The sequence below is a fragment of the Serratia sp. JSRIV001 genome (assembly GCF_019968745.1).
Lineage (GTDB): Bacteria > Pseudomonadota > Gammaproteobacteria > Enterobacterales > Enterobacteriaceae > Chania > Chania fonticola_B.
Genome location: NZ_CP074147.1, coordinates 358217 through 374408, shown reverse-complemented (window position 1 = coordinate 374408; position 16192 = coordinate 358217). Strand labels below are relative to the sequence as shown.

Below are 16192 nucleotides of genomic sequence, written 5' to 3'. Positions count from 1 at the left end.
GAGAGTTATGCCGACGATCGTTACCCACGCCGCAGTGCCGTTATGTCTTGGTTTAGGGTTGGGCCAGAAAATCATACCGCCCCGCTTGCTGCTCGCGGGCGTGATACTGTCTATGCTGCCGGATGCCGACGTATTAGCGTTTAAATTCGGCGTGGCTTACGGCAATCAGTTTGGCCATCGCGGTTTCACGCATTCACTGCTGTTTGCGTTCCTGATGCCTAGCTTGGCACTACTGTTCTACCGCTGGTTCAAGACTAACCCCGTCAAGACCTGGTTATTCCTGTTTATCTCGCTGTTATCCCACAGTTTGCTGGATTCGGTGACCACCGGGGGCAAAGGCGTCGGCTGGCTGTGGCCATGGAGTGATGAGCGTTTCTTTGCGCCTTGGCAGGTGATCCGCGTAGCGCCGTTTAGCCTCGAGAAATACCTGACTCCTGCTGGGCATGCGGTGATCATGTCGGAATTACTGTGGGTTTGGTTGCCAGGTGCCATCTTGATGACCGGCATGATAGCGCTACGTAAATTCATGCAGCGCCAGTGAGAGATTGATTAGATAGGCGGGCGCAGCATGCAGCGCCCCGCGGTGAGCCGGTTAAGGTTTGTAAGCGGCTTAACCGACAAAATCAATTCTGGTCAGCATCAACGTGCCTTGTTGCAGAGTAAACTCTACACGCATTCCCCCTTCACAAACTTCTGACAGCCCAGGGATCATCAGGTTTGAGCCAGTGCCGATAAATACAGCGAGCGTTCCGTCCTCAAAATCACCCGAACCGACCGAATCGCAGGTGCCTTCAACCAGCACTTTCTTCGTCCCATCATGGTAATAGAACTGCCCGTCCTCCTCGGCTGGGAAGTATTTTCTGGCTTGCTCCAAAGGGGTTAATGAGTTCACCCGGAAATCAGTCACCTGCTTTTTAGCGAGATTGACACCCAGCAGCGGTATTTCCTTCAAGCCATCCCTGATTTGCTGCGCATAGTGGTCAAACAGTGCTGGGGTAATGCTCTGTTGATGTTCATCAGGCGTTCCTGCCAGAAAGGTATCAGCGACGTTCTCAAGCGGGAAGACAATATGCGCCTTTAAATAGGCCATATCCGCCGTCTTGACCGCCTGTTGGAATAGCTGGAACTGAGTGAGCATCTCAACCTTGATGCCATCATCGATCTCCTGAACGAGTGGCTGATTCACCGCTTCCAGCAACTTTTGTTCGGTGATCGCCGCGGCAGGCCCACTGAAGCTACACTTCTCCACGGTCTTGCTTTCAACCATCAGCGCCTGCCACTCTGCCTTGCCATCTTTGGCCATAATGGCATCGTAGTAATTCATCCCTTGCCGATCCTGGCTCTCTTCCCCTTCCAGCCGCCCGCAGAAATAGGCCATCTTGCCGGTTGTGCACAGGTGAGAAACCACAAATCTGGGTTGGGTAATAGCCCCTTGATAACTGCGCCGGACCGCATCAAGCAACGGCTTACGCTCGGCATCATAAAGACCGACGTTTTGGCACCCGCTCGCAGCGGGCTCATCTTGAAGAGTACTATGGCATTGGGCCTGCGCTGGTGAGTCGACATAAGAGTCAAAATTGCTCACCGTCGTCCAGAAGCCTTCCGCTGACTGCTGCAATTCTCGATCGTAGACCACCGTCTTGCCGTTAATTTTGGCGCTACCGCTGCCATCATTGGTTTTGGCAGTGGCACAGAAATACGCCTGCGAGCCGGAAACGCTCAGTTGTTTAACCACAAACTGGATATCAGTGGGATAGCTGACATTGGCACGCATCTGATCCAGAATGACACGCCGTAGCGGATCGTTGGCATCCAGCGTCTGCCCTTGAACATAGGGGGATAACAACACCAGCAACAGCGCATATCTTTTCATTGGGTAAATCTCATCCTGAGCAGACCTTACAGAGAGCGCTAGTATTGGAACAATTTGGCCATCATTCAATAAAAAACCCGCCAACGGCGGGTTTTGAGAGAAAAAGAGGGAGTTACTTAAGCCTGATTGGCAGGGGTCACTTTACTGGCCAGGAACTCCTGTTCGTAGGCCAGCGACTTTTTACGGTCGAACTGATGTTCCCATTTGGCAATCACCAACACCGCCAGCGCATTGCCCACCACGTTCAGAGCCGTACGCGCCATATCGAGGATACGGTCAACGCCGGCGATAAACGCCAAACCTTCCAGCGGAATACCTACGCTGCCCAAGGTCGCCAACAGCACCACAAAGGAGACACCCGGCACACCGGCAATCCCTTTTGAGGTCACCATCAGCGTCAGCACCAGAATGATCTCTTGCCCCAGCGACAGCTCAATACCGTACAGCTGTGCAATAAAGATGGCGGCAATACTCTGGTACAACGTAGAACCGTCCAGATTGAAAGAGTAGCCGGTAGGCACCACAAAGCTGGTGATGGACTTTGGCGCGCCGTAGGCCTCCATCTTTTCGATAATACGCGGCAACACGGTTTCCGAACTGGCCGTTGAGTAAGCTAGGATCAGCTCTTCTTTCAAGATGCGGATCAGCGTCCAGATACGCAGGTTACACAGCCGTGCAACGGCCCCCAGAACCACCAAACCAAAAAAGGCAATAGCGAAATAAACCAGCACTACCAGTTTGGCCAACGGCAAGAGCGAAGCGAAACCGAAGTTGGCAACCGTGACCGAGATCAGACCAAACACCCCAATAGGGGCGTAACGCATGATCATGTGTGTCACCTTGAACATGCTCTCGGCCACCGCTTTGAACACCTTCAGCAACGGCTCTTTGGTCTCTTTCGGCAAGGAAGACAAGCCCAGGCCAAATAGCACCGAGAAGAAGATGATCGGCAGCATGTCGCCTTTGACCATCGACGAGAACACGTTAGAAGGAATTAACGAAAGGATGGTGGCCACCAGGCTATGTGAGCCGCTTTGCACCTGTTCCGTCGTTTTTTCATACTGTGAGATATCGACCGCGGTCAGCGCCGACATGTCGATGCCGTGCCCGGGTTGAAAAACATTAGCCAATGTCACACCCACGATGATGGCGATGGTGGTGATCACTTCAAAATAGATAATGGTTTTCAATCCAATACGGCCCAGCTTTTTGGTATCACCAATACCGGCAATACCGACGATCAGCGTGGAAATAACAATAGGCACCACGATCATCTTGATCAAACGAATAAAGATATCACCGGCGGGGCTCAATATATTACTGACCATCCAGTCACGCGATTCCGTTTGATTATGCAGCACTGCGCCCAAGATAATACCCAATACCAACGCGATCAGGATTTGCCAGGCCAGGCTGATTTTTACATTTTTCATACCCAAAAAGTCCTCAAAGACTCCGTACCAACGTGTTAAACACACCTAGGCTCCGGAAGGAATACTTAATCATTTATTACAGGCTTATGTTTGTGAACCTCTACGCCAACTGCCCTTGGTGTAACGCAGTATAAATCTGTACCATCTGAAGGCGGGCTTCTGCAAGCCTTGTTTCATCTCGATTTTGTCCGTTTCACCAGCAAAAAACCAACAAACAAAAAACGAATCGCAACATAATTACTTGTTCTAAAAAACATAATTTTAGCTTGAGCAGAACAACAGCCCATTGGATAGGACGATTTTTAATCCAAATAAAGGTGCGTGATTTGTCATTGCATTTGCATATTTAGTCTGAAATTATGTTTATATATTGTTAACAAAAGGTTTTGTAAAAGAAAATAAACTCCTCACATGCCCCCTTTAACAGACTAAGATAACTCTCAATATGATTCACACAACTAATAAATGATCGCAAAATCATTCACCAAACATCTTATTTGTATTTTCAAGAAAACAGACATAATAAAGACAGATAAAATAAGCCTCCGATAGGTTGCTGCTAACAATGGCGCTAAGTATTTATAGCAGCCATTAATAAGATCAGATCTGCTGTAAAATATAACCTTGGCCTTATTGTTTCCGGCACCATCAAGCCGATATCTCGCGCTATATTTTTAGTTATCTAAAAACTTTTTTAACAGAAATACGCCCATTCCCGTCTTTTCACCGTCAACCAAACAGTTACACAACACAATTACGACAGTAACTATTACAAATCAACATCTTCGTTGCGTGATCTGCCGCCCAAAAAAGAAACAAACCGTCATGGCAAACTATACTTAACCATCAGTTGACATATCATTAACAATTCTAAGGAGAAAAACCATGAGCCAACTGCACAAACACGCCATTCCTTCTGCAATTGCAGATCGTGCCCTGATCAATCCGGAGCAATACCAGCAGTATTATCAACAATCTGTACAAGACCCAGCGGCATTCTGGGGCGAGCACGGCAAGATCCTCGATTGGATCAAGCCCTATACCTCAGTGAAGAACACCTCCTTCGATCCCGGCCACATCAGCATCCGCTGGTTTGAAGACGGTACCCTTAACCTGTCAGCGAACTGTCTGGACCGCCACTTGGCCGAACGCGGCGACCAAACCGCCATCATCTGGGAAGGTGACGATCCGACCCAATCGGCCAAGGTCACCTACAAACAACTGCACCACGATGTCTGCCAGTTCGCCAACGTGCTGAAAAAGCTCGGGGTGAAAAAAGGCGATGTGGTGGCCATCTATATGCCAATGGTGCCTGAAGCCGCCGTCGCCATGCTGGCCTGTGCGCGCATTGGCGCCGTGCACTCGGTGATCTTTGGGGGCTTTTCCCCAGAGGCCGTAGCGGGCCGTATTATCGACTCCAACTCCAAACTGGTGATCACTGCTGATGAAGGGCTGCGTGCTGGCCGCGCGGTACCGCTGAAAAAGAACGTCGATGATGCGCTGAAGAACCCAGGGGTGAAAAGCGTCAACAACGTGGTGGTTTTCCAACGCACCGGCAAGCCGGGGTACTGGCAAGAAGGGCGCGATCTCTGGTGGCATGAGCTGACCGAAGGCGTATCTGCCGACTGCCCACCGGAAGAGATGAACGCGGAAGATCCGCTGTTTATCCTCTACACCTCAGGCTCAACCGGCAAACCGAAAGGCGTGGTGCATACCACTGGGGGCTATCTGGTTTACGCCGCACTGACCTTCAAATACGTCTTTGATTACCATGATGGCGACGTCTATTGGTGCACCGCCGACGTGGGCTGGGTTACCGGCCATAGCTACCTGTTATATGGCCCATTGGCCTGCGGTGCCATTACGCTGATGTTTGAAGGCGTGCCGAACTACCCAGGCGTAAACCGTCTGTCGCAGGTAGTGGATAAGCATCAGGTCAATATCCTATATACCGCACCAACGGCAATCCGCGCCCTAATGGCCGAAGGCGATAAAGCAATCGAAGGCACCAAACGCGATTCGCTGCGCATTATGGGTTCCGTGGGTGAGCCGATCAACCCAGAGGCCTGGGAGTGGTATTACAACAAGATTGGTAACGCCAAATGCCCGATCGTTGATACCTGGTGGCAGACCGAAACCGGTGGCTTCATGATCACTCCACTACCGGGTGCTACCGAGCTGAAGGCTGGCTCTGCCACTCGCCCATTCTTTGGCGTGCAACCGGCATTGGTCGACAATATGGGCACCCCGCAGGAAGGCGCCTGTGAAGGCAACCTGGTGATCACCGATTCTTGGCCGGGTCAGGCGCGGACCCTGTACGGTGACCATGACCGCTTCGAGCAAACCTACTTCTCTACCTTTAAAGGTATGTACTTCAGCGGTGACGGCGCACGCCGTGACGAAGATGGTTATTACTGGATCACCGGCCGTGTCGATGACGTGCTGAACGTTTCCGGCCACCGTCTGGGCACCGCCGAAATTGAATCCGCATTGGTATCTCACCCCAAAATTGCCGAGGCCGCGGTGGTGGGTATTCCGCATAACATCAAGGGCCAGGCGATTTATGCCTATATCACCCTGAATCATGGGGAAGAGCCAACGCCGGAACTGTATGCCGAAGTACGTAACTGGGTACGTAAGGAAATCGGGCCAATAGCCACGCCTGACATTCTCCATTGGACCGACTCTTTACCAAAAACGCGGTCTGGCAAAATTATGCGGCGTATTCTGCGCAAAATTGCCGCCGGTGATACCAGCAACCTGGGGGATACCTCAACGCTGGCGGATCCGGCTGTAGTCGAAAAACTGTTGGAAGAGAAACAATCAATGAAAGTTCCATCCTAATCCGCGCTGCCTCCGGCCGTTCATCTGCCATACGCAGCTGAACGGCCTGTATACCTGAAAGCTTTCAACTGCAGTAAAGCCGATCCCAGACATTTGGCTGGGATGGGTCAAGGCGGCCCGCAGAGCGCCAATTTGCCAGCTGGAAGGGTATCGCGTGGCGTACTTGTTCAATACCTATTGGAGAAACTCGGATGAATGAAGATATTTATCAAAGGATTGAAGAAAACCCGCGCTTTCAGGAGCTGGTGCAAAAGCGCAGCCGTTTCGCCTGGCTCCTGTCACTGATCACACTCGCGCTGTACGTCGGCTTTATCTTGCTGATCGCCTTCGATCCTCAGTGGTTGGGGACTCCACTCGGTCCCGGATTAACCATTACCCGTGGGATCCCGGTTGGCGTGGGATTGATCGTGATTTCTTTCGTGTTAACCGGGATCTATGTTTATCGTGCCAACGGTGAATTCGATCGCCTGAATGCTGAAATCCTGCGCGAGGTGAAGCAATGAAGCGCCTACTTTCAGCTACCGCACTGTTGGCCCTGCCAGGCCTAAGCCATGCCGATGCCATTGGTGGTGCAGTACAGCGCCAACCGCTGAACATCCAAGCCATCATCATGTTCCTGCTGTTCGTCGGTGCCACTCTTTACATCACCTACTGGGCTTCCAAACGTACCCGCTCTCGTCAGGATTACTATACCGCTGGCGGGCGCATCACCGGGTTGCAAAACGGCCTGGCTATCGCCGGCGACTTTATGTCTGCGGCATCGTTCCTCGGTATCTCCGCGCTGGTTTATACCTCCGGCTATGATGGGCTGATTTATTCCATCGGCTTCCTGATTGGCTGGCCAATCATTTTGTTCCTGATTGCCGAGCGGCTGCGCAACCTTGGCCGATATACCTTCGCCGACGTGGCCTCTTACCGCCTGCAACAGAAGCCGATCCGCTCACTATCGGCCTGTGGTTCCCTGGTGGTGGTGGCGCTGTACCTGATCGCCCAGATGGTGGGCGCGGGTAAATTGATCCAGCTGTTATTCGGCCTCAATTACCACGTCGCCGTTATCTTGGTCGGCATATTGATGGTGCTGTATGTCCTGTTCGGTGGCATGCTGGCGACCACCTGGGTGCAAATCATCAAGGCCGTGCTGCTGTTGGCCGGTGCCAGCTTTATGGCGCTGATGGTGATGAAATCCGTCAACTTTGACTTCAATACCCTGTTTGCCGAAGCCGTGAAGGTGCATCCGAAAGGGCTTGCCATCATGAGCCCGGGTGGACTGGTCTCCGACCCTATATCCGCCCTCTCCCTGGGTCTGGCATTGATGTTCGGTACCGCCGGTTTGCCACATATCCTGATGCGTTTCTTCACCGTTAGCGATGCCAAAGAAGCGCGTAAGAGCGTGTTCTATGCCACCGGATTTATCGGTTATTTCTATATCCTGACCTTTATTATCGGTTTCGGGGCGATCCTGCTGGTCAGTGCCAACCCGGCCTTCAAGGATGCCAGTGGCGCATTGCTGGGCGGTAACAACATGGCAGCAGTGCATTTGGCTAACGCGGTGGGAGGGAACTTCTTCCTTGGCTTTATCTCTGCGGTAGCATTTGCCACGATCCTGGCGGTGGTTGCCGGGCTAACCTTGGCAGGGGCTTCTGCGGTTTCTCACGATCTCTATGCCTGCGTCATCAAAAATGGCAAAGCAACCGAGCGTGATGAGCTGAAAGTTTCCAAAATCACCGTGGTGTTGCTCGGGGTGGTGGCTATTGCACTGGGGATCCTGTTTGAGAAGCAGAACATTGCCTTTATGGTGGGGCTGGCATTCTCCATTGCGGCCAGCTGTAACTTCCCAATCATCATTCTTTCCATGTACTGGTCACGCCTGACCACACGGGGAGCAATGATCGGCGGATGGCTTGGTCTGTTAACCGCAGTGATCCTGATGATCCTGGGCCCAACTATCTGGGTACAGATCCTCGGCCATGCCAAACCGATTTATCCTTACGAATATCCAGCGCTGTTCTCTATGCTCGTCGCGTTTATCGGCACCTGGTTCTTCTCTGTGACCGACAATTCGTTGGTTGGGCAGCAAGAGCGCGTGAAATTCCGCGCCCAGTTTGTACGTTCACAAACCGGGCTGGGGATTTCGCAGGGAAGTGCACACTAAGGCGTTCATTTGGGCTGAGGTTGACTCGGCCCTGCTTTAAAGAGTTAGCCTGCTGGGTCTTCTGGCAGGTTAATTTGCAGATCGAGTATTACCCCTCACCCTAACCCTCTCCCACAGGGAGAGGGAACCGATCGAGTCCGCTGGTATTCCTCTGAACTTCTTATCTTTCTGATTACTCATCACTGCCGAAACGGCATGGGTTCATCAAAGGTTCCGACTTGCCGTAGCCGCACTCACTCATCCACGACGCCGGACGGCTCCCTCTCCCCGCGCACGGTGTTCAGGATGTTCTCGTCTGGTACTCTGGGAGAGGGCTGGGGTGAGGGGCATTTCTGTTTTCTGCGCATAGCAAAAAGGCCATCCTTGCGGATGGCCTCTTGGCTTAATTGATGCCTGGCAGTGTCCTACTCTCGCATGGGGAGACCCCACACTACCATCGGCGCTACGGCGTTTCACTTCTGAGTTCGGCATGGGGTCAGGTGGGACCACCGCGCTATTGCCGCCAGGCAAATTCGTTTCATTCCAACCGCTTCACTCTCGTGTCGCCATCGAAACCAATCTCGGAACGTCGCTGAAAATTGTCGTCTACTCTAAAACACCTTCGGTGTTGTAAGGTTAAGCCTCACGGATCATTAGTACTGGTTAGCTCAATGCATCGCTGCACTTACACACCCAGCCTATCAACGTCTTAGTCTTAAACGTTCCTTCAGGGACCTTAAAGGCCCAGGGAAGACTCATCTCGAGGCAAGTTTCGCGCTTAGATGCTTTCAGCGCTTATCTTTTCCGCACTTAGCTACCGGGCAGTGCCATTGGCATGACAACCCGAACACCAGTGGTGCGTTCACTCCGGTCCTCTCGTACTAGGAGCAACCCCTCTCAATCTTCCAACGCCCACGGCAGATAGGGACCGAACTGTCTCACGACGTTCTAAACCCAGCTCGCGTACCACTTTAAATGGCGAACAGCCATACCCTTGGGACCTACTTCAGCCCCAGGATGTGATGAGCCGACATCGAGGTGCCAAACACCGCCGTCGATATGAACTCTTGGGCGGTATCAGCCTGTTATCCCCGGAGTACCTTTTATCCGTTGAGCGATGGCCCTTCCATTCAGAACCACCGGATCACTAAGACCTACTTTCGTACCTGCTCGAGCCGTCACTCTCGCAGTCAAGCTAGCTTATGCCTTTGCACTAACCTCACGATGTCCGACCGTGATTAGCTAACCTTCGTGCTCCTCCGTTACTCTTTGGGAGGAGACCGCCCCAGTCAAACTACCCACCAGACACTGTCCTCACCCCGGATTACGGGGCCGAGTTAGAACATCAAACATTAAAGGGTGGTATTTCAAGGTTGGCTCCATGCAGACTGGCGTCCACACTTCAAAGCCTCCCACCTATCCTACACATCAAGGCTCAATGTTCAGTGTCAAGCTATAGTAAAGGTTCACGGGGTCTTTCCGTCTTGCCGCGGGTACACTGCATCTTCACAGCGAGTTCAATTTCACTGAGTCTCGGGTGGAGACAGCCTGGCCATCATTACGCCATTCGTGCAGGTCGGAACTTACCCGACAAGGAATTTCGCTACCTTAGGACCGTTATAGTTACGGCCGCCGTTTACTGGGGCTTCGATCAAGAGCTTCGCCTTGCGGCTGACCCCATCAATTAACCTTCCAGCACCGGGCAGGCGTCACACCGTATACGTCCACTTTCGTGTTTGCACAGTGCTGTGTTTTTATTAAACAGTTGCAGCCAGCTGGTATCTGCGACTGGCTTCAGCTCCGAGAGCAAGTCTCTTCACCTACGCGCCAGCGTGCCTTCTCCCGAAGTTACGGCACCATTTTGCCTAGTTCCTTCACCCGAGTTCTCTCAAGCGCCTTGGTATTCTCTACCTGACCACCTGTGTCGGTTTGGGGTACGATTTGATGTTACCTGATGCTTAGAGGCTTTTCCTGGAAGCAGGGCATCAACTACTTCTGCACCGTAGTGCATCGTCATCACGCCTCAGGGTTAGTAAGTAACCGGATTTACCAGGTCACTCCCCCTACACGCTTAAACCGGGACAACCGTCGCCCGGCTAGCCTAGCCTTCTCCGTCCCCCCTTCGCAGTAACACCGAGTACAGGAATATTAACCTGTTTCCCATCGACTACGCCTTTCGGCCTCGCCTTAGGGGTCGACTCACCCTGCCCCGATTAACGTTGGACAGGAACCCTTGGTCTTCCGGCGAGCGGGTTTTTCACCCGCTTTATCGTTACTTATGTCAGCATTCGCACTTCTGATACCTCCAGCAAACCTCACAGTTCACCTTCAACGGCTTACAGAACGCTCCCCTACCCAACAACGCCTAAGCGTCGCTGCCGCAGCTTCGGTGCATGGTTTAGCCCCGTTACATCTTCCGCGCAGGCCGACTCGACCAGTGAGCTATTACGCTTTCTTTAAATGATGGCTGCTTCTAAGCCAACATCCTGGCTGTCTATGCCTTCCCACATCGTTTCCCACTTAACCATGACTTTGGGACCTTAGCTGGCGGTCTGGGTTGTTTCCCTCTTCACGACGGACGTTAGCACCCGCCGTGTGTCTCCCGTGATAACATTCTTCGGTATTCGGAGTTTGCATCGGTTTGGTAAGCCGGGATGGCCCCCTAGCCGAAACAGTGCTCTACCCCCGAAGATGAGTTCACGAGGCGCTACCTAAATAGCTTTCGGGGAGAACCAGCTATCTCCCGGTTTGATTGGCCTTTCACCCCCAGCCACAAGTCATCCGCTAATTTTTCAACATTAGTCGGTTCGGTCCTCCAGTTAGTGTTACCCAACCTTCAACCTGCCCATGGCTAGATCACCGGGTTTCGGGTCTATACCTTGCAACTATTCGCCCAGTTAAGACTCGGTTTCCCTACGGCTCCCCTATACGGTTAACCTTGCTACAAAATATAAGTCGCTGACCCATTATACAAAAGGTACGCAGTCACACCACGAAGGTGCTCCCACTGCTTGTACGTACACGGTTTCAGGTTCTATTTCACTCCCCTCGCCGGGGTTCTTTTCGCCTTTCCCTCACGGTACTGGTTCACTATCGGTCAGTCAGGAGTATTTAGCCTTGGAGGATGGTCCCCCCATATTCAGACAGGATGTCACGTGTCCCGCCCTACTCATCGAACTCACAGTTAATGCATTTTAGTGTACGGGGCTATCACCCTTTGCTGCGCGACTTTCCAGACGCTTCCACTAACACAAGAACTGATTCAGGTTCTGGGCTGTTCCCCGTTCGCTCGCCGCTACTAGGGGAATCTCGGTTGATTTCTTTTCCTCGGGGTACTTAGATGTTTCAGTTCCCCCGGTTCGCCTCGTATGGCTATGTATTCACCATACGATAGTGTGTCGAAACACACTGGGTTTCCCCATTCGGGTATTGCCGGTTATAACGGTTCATATCACCTTACCGACACTTTTCGCAGATTAGCACGCCCTTCATCGCCTCTGACTGCCTAGGCATCCACCGTGTACGCTTAGTCACTTAACCTCACAACCCGAAGGTGTTTCTGTAAACAGAGAACACTGTCGTGCTGTTTATTTGAGAGACTCTATGACAGGTTAATCCTTACCCCAATACTTCTACGGAGGGATAAGTTTCAGCTGTCATGTTTCAATTTTCAGCTTGTTCCAGATTGTTAAAGAGCAAAATACTTCGCAGCATACTGTTGCCAGTACACTCTGAAGTATTATCAAGGACCATATGGATATGGTGGAGCTAAGCGGGATCGAACCGCTGACCTCCTGCGTGCAAGGCAGGCGCTCTCCCAGCTGAGCTATAGCCCCATACAGTCACTTGCAGAAACCTTTATTTACCACTCGCTCAGGCAAGGCATGCTCACTGGACGTTTACGGTGTAAACGTATCGCGTGCAACGCAGCACAAGTGCGAATTTGGTAGGCCTGAGTGGACTTGAACCACCGACCTCACCCTTATCAGGGGTGCGCTCTAACCACCTGAGCTACAAGCCTATAAAGGTATTTCTGCTCGTTACTTTTTCATCAGACAATCTGTGTGGACACTGCACGCAACTGCATATCTTTAGGTAAGGAGGTGATCCAACCGCAGGTTCCCCTACGGTTACCTTGTTACGACTTCACCCCAGTCATGAATCACAAAGTGGTAAGCGCCCTCCCGAAGGTTAAGCTACCTACTTCTTTTGCAACCCACTCCCATGGTGTGACGGGCGGTGTGTACAAGGCCCGGGAACGTATTCACCGTAGCATTCTGATCTACGATTACTAGCGATTCCGACTTCACGGAGTCGAGTTGCAGACTCCGATCCGGACTACGACATACTTTATGAGGTCCGCTTGCTCTCGCGAGTTCGCTTCTCTTTGTATATGCCATTGTAGCACGTGTGTAGCCCTACTCGTAAGGGCCATGATGACTTGACGTCATCCCCACCTTCCTCCGGTTTATCACCGGCAGTCTCCTTTGAGTTCCCGCCATGACGCGCTGGCAACAAAGGATAAGGGTTGCGCTCGTTGCGGGACTTAACCCAACATTTCACAACACGAGCTGACGACAGCCATGCAGCACCTGTCTCACAGTTCCCGAAGGCACCAATCCATCTCTGGAAAGTTCTGTGGATGTCAAGAGTAGGTAAGGTTCTTCGCGTTGCATCGAATTAAACCACATGCTCCACCGCTTGTGCGGGCCCCCGTCAATTCATTTGAGTTTTAACCTTGCGGCCGTACTCCCCAGGCGGTCGACTTAACGCGTTAGCTCCGGAAGCCACGCCTCAAGGGCACAACCTCCAAGTCGACATCGTTTACAGCGTGGACTACCAGGGTATCTAATCCTGTTTGCTCCCCACGCTTTCGCACCTGAGCGTCAGTCTTTGTCCAGGGGGCCGCCTTCGCCACCGGTATTCCTCCAGATCTCTACGCATTTCACCGCTACACCTGGAATTCTACCCCCCTCTACAAGACTCTAGCTTGCCAGTTTCAAATGCAGTTCCCAAGTTAAGCTCGGGGATTTCACATCTGACTTAACAAACCGCCTGCGTGCGCTTTACGCCCAGTAATTCCGATTAACGCTTGCACCCTCCGTATTACCGCGGCTGCTGGCACGGAGTTAGCCGGTGCTTCTTCTGCGAGTAACGTCAATGAACAGTGCTATTAACACCGAACCCTTCCTCCTCGCTGAAAGTGCTTTACAACCCGAAGGCCTTCTTCACACACGCGGCATGGCTGCATCAGGCTTGCGCCCATTGTGCAATATTCCCCACTGCTGCCTCCCGTAGGAGTCTGGACCGTGTCTCAGTTCCAGTGTGGCTGGTCATCCTCTCAGACCAGCTAGGGATCGTCGCCTAGGTGAGCCATTACCTCACCTACTAGCTAATCCCATCTGGGCACATCCGATGGTGTGAGGCCCGAAGGTCCCCCACTTTGGTCCGAAGACGTTATGCGGTATTAGCTACCGTTTCCAGTAGTTATCCCCCTCCATCGGGCAGTTTCCCAGACATTACTCACCCGTCCGCCGCTCGTCACCCAGGAGCAAGCTCCTTGTGCTACCGCTCGACTTGCATGTGTTAGGCCTGCCGCCAGCGTTCAATCTGAGCCATGATCAAACTCTTCAATTAAAAGCTTGACTTGCTGCAACTCGTGCAGCGATGCTCGAAAATTAACTTTCGTAATCATTCATTCGCATGAATGACTGCTTGGTCACTCTTCAAGACTTGATATTTTTTTGCTACCGAAGTAGCTGGATATCGTCTTGTGAGTGCCCACACAGATTGTCTGATAAATTGTTAAAGAGCAGTGAGTTACGCGCTTTCGCTTGCTAACTCGAGGTGGCGTATATTACGCTTTCCTCTTTCAGAGTCAACCTTAATTTCAGGTTTTTTCTCTGCGACCCCCGGAGACTCTGTGAAGTTGTTCACATGTTCCGTGTCGATGGAGGCGCATTATAGGGAGTTCCACGCAGGCCGCAACAGGTATTTTCAACAAAAAACACCGTTTGCTGCATTCCACAGCAAAACCCGTCCTTATACCCGGTTATGCACTAACTTATCCACAGAACGCATTTGGTCGGAAAATTTACGAGCACCACGCAAACGTTTTCGCTACAATTCCCCGCGACGAAACAATCCCCGTTTTTATCGGGGCGCTACCTGAATCTGTTCCTGTCCTTCTTTATATAGGAAGAAATCCCCTCTATAGAAGAAGCAACAAGGTGGAGATCCACGTAACGCTCTTTTATTGCGACTCAAAGCCAAGGGATAAAACCATGCAACAACCTCGTCCAATCCGCCGGGCCCTGCTCAGCGTGTCCGACAAAGCCGGAATCGTTGAATTCGCCGAAGCCCTCTCCCAGAGAGGCGTCGAATTACTCTCCACCGGAGGCACTGCCCGCCTGCTGGCCGATGCCGGTCTGCCTGTTACCGAAGTTTCCGACTACACCGGCTTCCCGGAGATGATGGACGGACGAGTCAAAACCCTGCACCCGAAAGTGCACGGTGGCATTCTGGGCCGTCGCGGCCAGGATGATGCCATCATGGACCAACATGCGATCCAACCGATCGATATGGTTGTGGTAAACCTGTATCCCTTCGCGCAAACCGTCGCTCGCCCAGATTGCTCGCTGGAAGACGCCGTAGAGAATATCGATATCGGTGGCCCAACCATGGTGCGCTCGGCCGCCAAGAACCATAAAGACGTGGCCATCGTGGTCAAGAGCAGTGACTACGCCGCAGTGATCACCGAGATGGATAACAACAACGGTTCACTGTTGTACCCAACCCGTTTCGACCTGGCGATCAAAGCGTTTGAGCATACCGCCGCCTATGACAGCATGATCGCCAACTACTTTGGTACCCTGGTGCCAGCCTATCACGGTGAAACCGAACAACCTTCCGGCCGCTTCCCACGTACGTTGAACCTGAACTACATCAAGAAGCAGGATATGCGCTACGGTGAAAACAGCCACCAGCAGGCCGCCTTCTATATAGAAGAGAATGTGCAAGAGGCCTCCGTGGCCACCGCCGACCAGTTACAGGGTAAAGCGCTTTCCTACAACAACATCGCCGATACCGATGCGGCGCTGGAATGTGTGAAAGAGTTTGCCGAGCCGGCCTGCGTGATCGTCAAGCATGCCAACCCTTGTGGCGTCGCAATCGGTGAAAACCTGTTTGCCGCCTATGAGCGCGCCTACCAAACCGATCCAACCTCGGCCTTTGGCGGCATTATTGCCTTTAACCGTGAACTGGACGCCAAAACGGCACAGGCGATCATCAGCCGTCAGTTTGTTGAAGTCATCATTGCGCCAAGCATCAGTGCAGATGCCCGCACTCTGCTGGCGGCGAAACAGAACGTACGCGTGCTGGCGTGTGGCCAATGGCAACATCGCGTCGCAGGGCTGGACTTTAAACGCGTCAACGGGGGTCTGTTAGTACAGGATCGCGATCTGGGTATGGTGACCGAAGCCGATTTGCGCGTGGTATCCGAACGCCAGCCAACCGCTCAGGAGCTGCGTGATGCGCTGTTCTGCTGGAAAGTGGCCAAGTTCGTCAAATCCAACGCCATCGTCTATGCGCGCGACAACATGACCATCGGCATAGGCGCCGGGCAGATGAGCCGCGTTTACTCCGCCAAGATCGCCGGGATCAAAGCCGCTGACGAAGGGCTGGAAGTCAAAGGCTCCGCCATGGCGTCTGACGCCTTCTTCCCGTTCCGTGACGGCATTGATGCGGCTGCAGCGGTTGGTATTACCTGCGTGATCCAGCCGGGTGGGTCGATTCGTGATGATGAGGTGATTGCAGCAGCCAACGAACACGGCATCGCGATGATCTTCACCGACATGCGCCACTTCCGCCATTAATCCCTTTTGCTGCGTGCGCTCAATGCCACGCCGTTTA

General features: G+C 52.5%; 7 protein-coding genes, 2 tRNA genes and 3 rRNA genes. 5 read left to right on the top strand and 7 right to left on the bottom strand.

Annotated elements, in window-relative coordinates; all coding sequences use genetic code 11:
• Positions 1–7: 7 nt before the first annotated feature.
• Positions 8–541, top strand: coding sequence for a metal-dependent hydrolase (locus KGP17_RS01615; protein ID WP_059199491.1), 534 nt, complete (start codon positions 8–10; stop codon positions 539–541).
• Between the two features lie 69 nt (positions 542–610).
• Here the strand turns inward: KGP17_RS01615 and KGP17_RS01610 are convergent, their stop codons facing one another.
• Positions 611–1873: a hypothetical protein gene (locus KGP17_RS01610; RefSeq protein ID WP_223498738.1), complete on the bottom strand. Its 1263-nt coding sequence runs from the start codon at positions 1871–1873 to the stop codon at positions 611–613.
• A 116-nt stretch (positions 1874–1989) separates the two neighbouring features.
• Complete coding sequence (gene gltP / locus KGP17_RS01605) at positions 1990–3306, bottom strand: glutamate/aspartate:proton symporter GltP (protein WP_021808073.1); 1317 nt, start codon at positions 3304–3306, stop codon at positions 1990–1992.
• 885 nt (positions 3307–4191) lie between these two features.
• Between gltP and acs the strand changes: the two genes are divergently transcribed.
• From acs to actP, 3 genes are all read left to right on the top strand, one after another.
• A complete protein-coding gene (gene acs, locus KGP17_RS01600) occupies positions 4192–6150 on the top strand; it encodes an acetate--CoA ligase (RefSeq protein WP_209524047.1) in 1959 nt (652 codons plus the stop codon).
• A gap of 191 nt (positions 6151–6341) precedes the next feature.
• Positions 6342–6653: a DUF485 domain-containing protein gene (locus tag KGP17_RS01595; protein ID WP_021182245.1), complete on the top strand. Its 312-nt coding sequence runs from the start codon at positions 6342–6344 to the stop codon at positions 6651–6653.
• The gene (gene actP, locus KGP17_RS01590) at positions 6650–8302 is read left to right on the top strand and encodes a cation/acetate symporter ActP (RefSeq protein WP_021808071.1); all 1653 of its coding nucleotides are present in this window, start codon (positions 6650–6652) and stop codon (positions 8300–8302) included. The genes KGP17_RS01595 and actP overlap by 4 nt, the downstream gene beginning before the upstream one ends.
• 391 nt (positions 8303–8693) lie before the next feature.
• Here the strand turns inward: actP and rrf are convergent.
• The 5 genes from rrf to KGP17_RS01565 all read right to left on the bottom strand — a co-directional run bounded on the left by rrf (position 8694) and on the right by KGP17_RS01565 (position 13918).
• Positions 8694–8809, bottom strand: a 5S ribosomal RNA gene (rrf, locus tag KGP17_RS01585).
• A 104-nt stretch (positions 8810–8913) separates the two neighbouring features.
• Positions 8914–11821: ribosomal RNA gene (locus tag KGP17_RS01580) — 23S ribosomal RNA — on the bottom strand.
• 220 nt (positions 11822–12041) lie between these two features.
• Positions 12042–12117, bottom strand: a tRNA-Ala gene (locus KGP17_RS01575).
• Positions 12118–12225: 108 nt separating this feature from the next.
• Positions 12226–12302: transfer RNA gene (locus KGP17_RS01570), tRNA-Ile, on the bottom strand.
• A 75-nt stretch (positions 12303–12377) separates the two neighbouring features.
• Positions 12378–13918 (bottom strand): 16S ribosomal RNA (locus tag KGP17_RS01565).
• The 16S, 23S and 5S rRNA genes sit together here with 2 tRNA genes alongside, the layout of an rRNA operon.
• Positions 13919–14565: 647 nt before the next feature.
• On the opposite strand from KGP17_RS01565, the gene purH reads away from it, so the two are divergent.
• Positions 14566–16155, top strand: coding sequence for a bifunctional phosphoribosylaminoimidazolecarboxamide formyltransferase/IMP cyclohydrolase (gene purH, locus KGP17_RS01560; RefSeq protein ID WP_179249379.1), 1590 nt, complete (start codon positions 14566–14568; stop codon positions 16153–16155).
• The last annotated feature ends 37 nt before the right edge of the window (positions 16156–16192 follow it).

Excerpts from the sequence above, each read along its gene's own strand:
- purH (WP_179249379.1), top strand. The coding sequence starts at position 14,566 with ATGCAACAACCTCGTCCAATCCGCCGGGCCCTGCTCAGCGTGTCCGAC.
- gltP (WP_021808073.1), bottom strand. The coding sequence starts at position 3,306 with ATGAAAAATGTAAAAATCAGCCTGGCCTGGCAAATCCTGATCGCGTTG.
- KGP17_RS01615 (WP_059199491.1), top strand. The coding sequence starts at position 8 with ATGCCGACGATCGTTACCCACGCCGCAGTGCCGTTATGTCTTGGTTTA.
- KGP17_RS01610 (WP_223498738.1), bottom strand. The coding sequence starts at position 1,873 with ATGAAAAGATATGCGCTGTTGCTGGTGTTGTTATCCCCCTATGTTCAA.
- actP (WP_021808071.1), top strand. The coding sequence starts at position 6,650 with ATGAAGCGCCTACTTTCAGCTACCGCACTGTTGGCCCTGCCAGGCCTA.
- KGP17_RS01595 (WP_021182245.1), top strand. The coding sequence starts at position 6,342 with ATGAATGAAGATATTTATCAAAGGATTGAAGAAAACCCGCGCTTTCAG.
- acs (WP_209524047.1), top strand. The coding sequence starts at position 4,192 with ATGAGCCAACTGCACAAACACGCCATTCCTTCTGCAATTGCAGATCGT.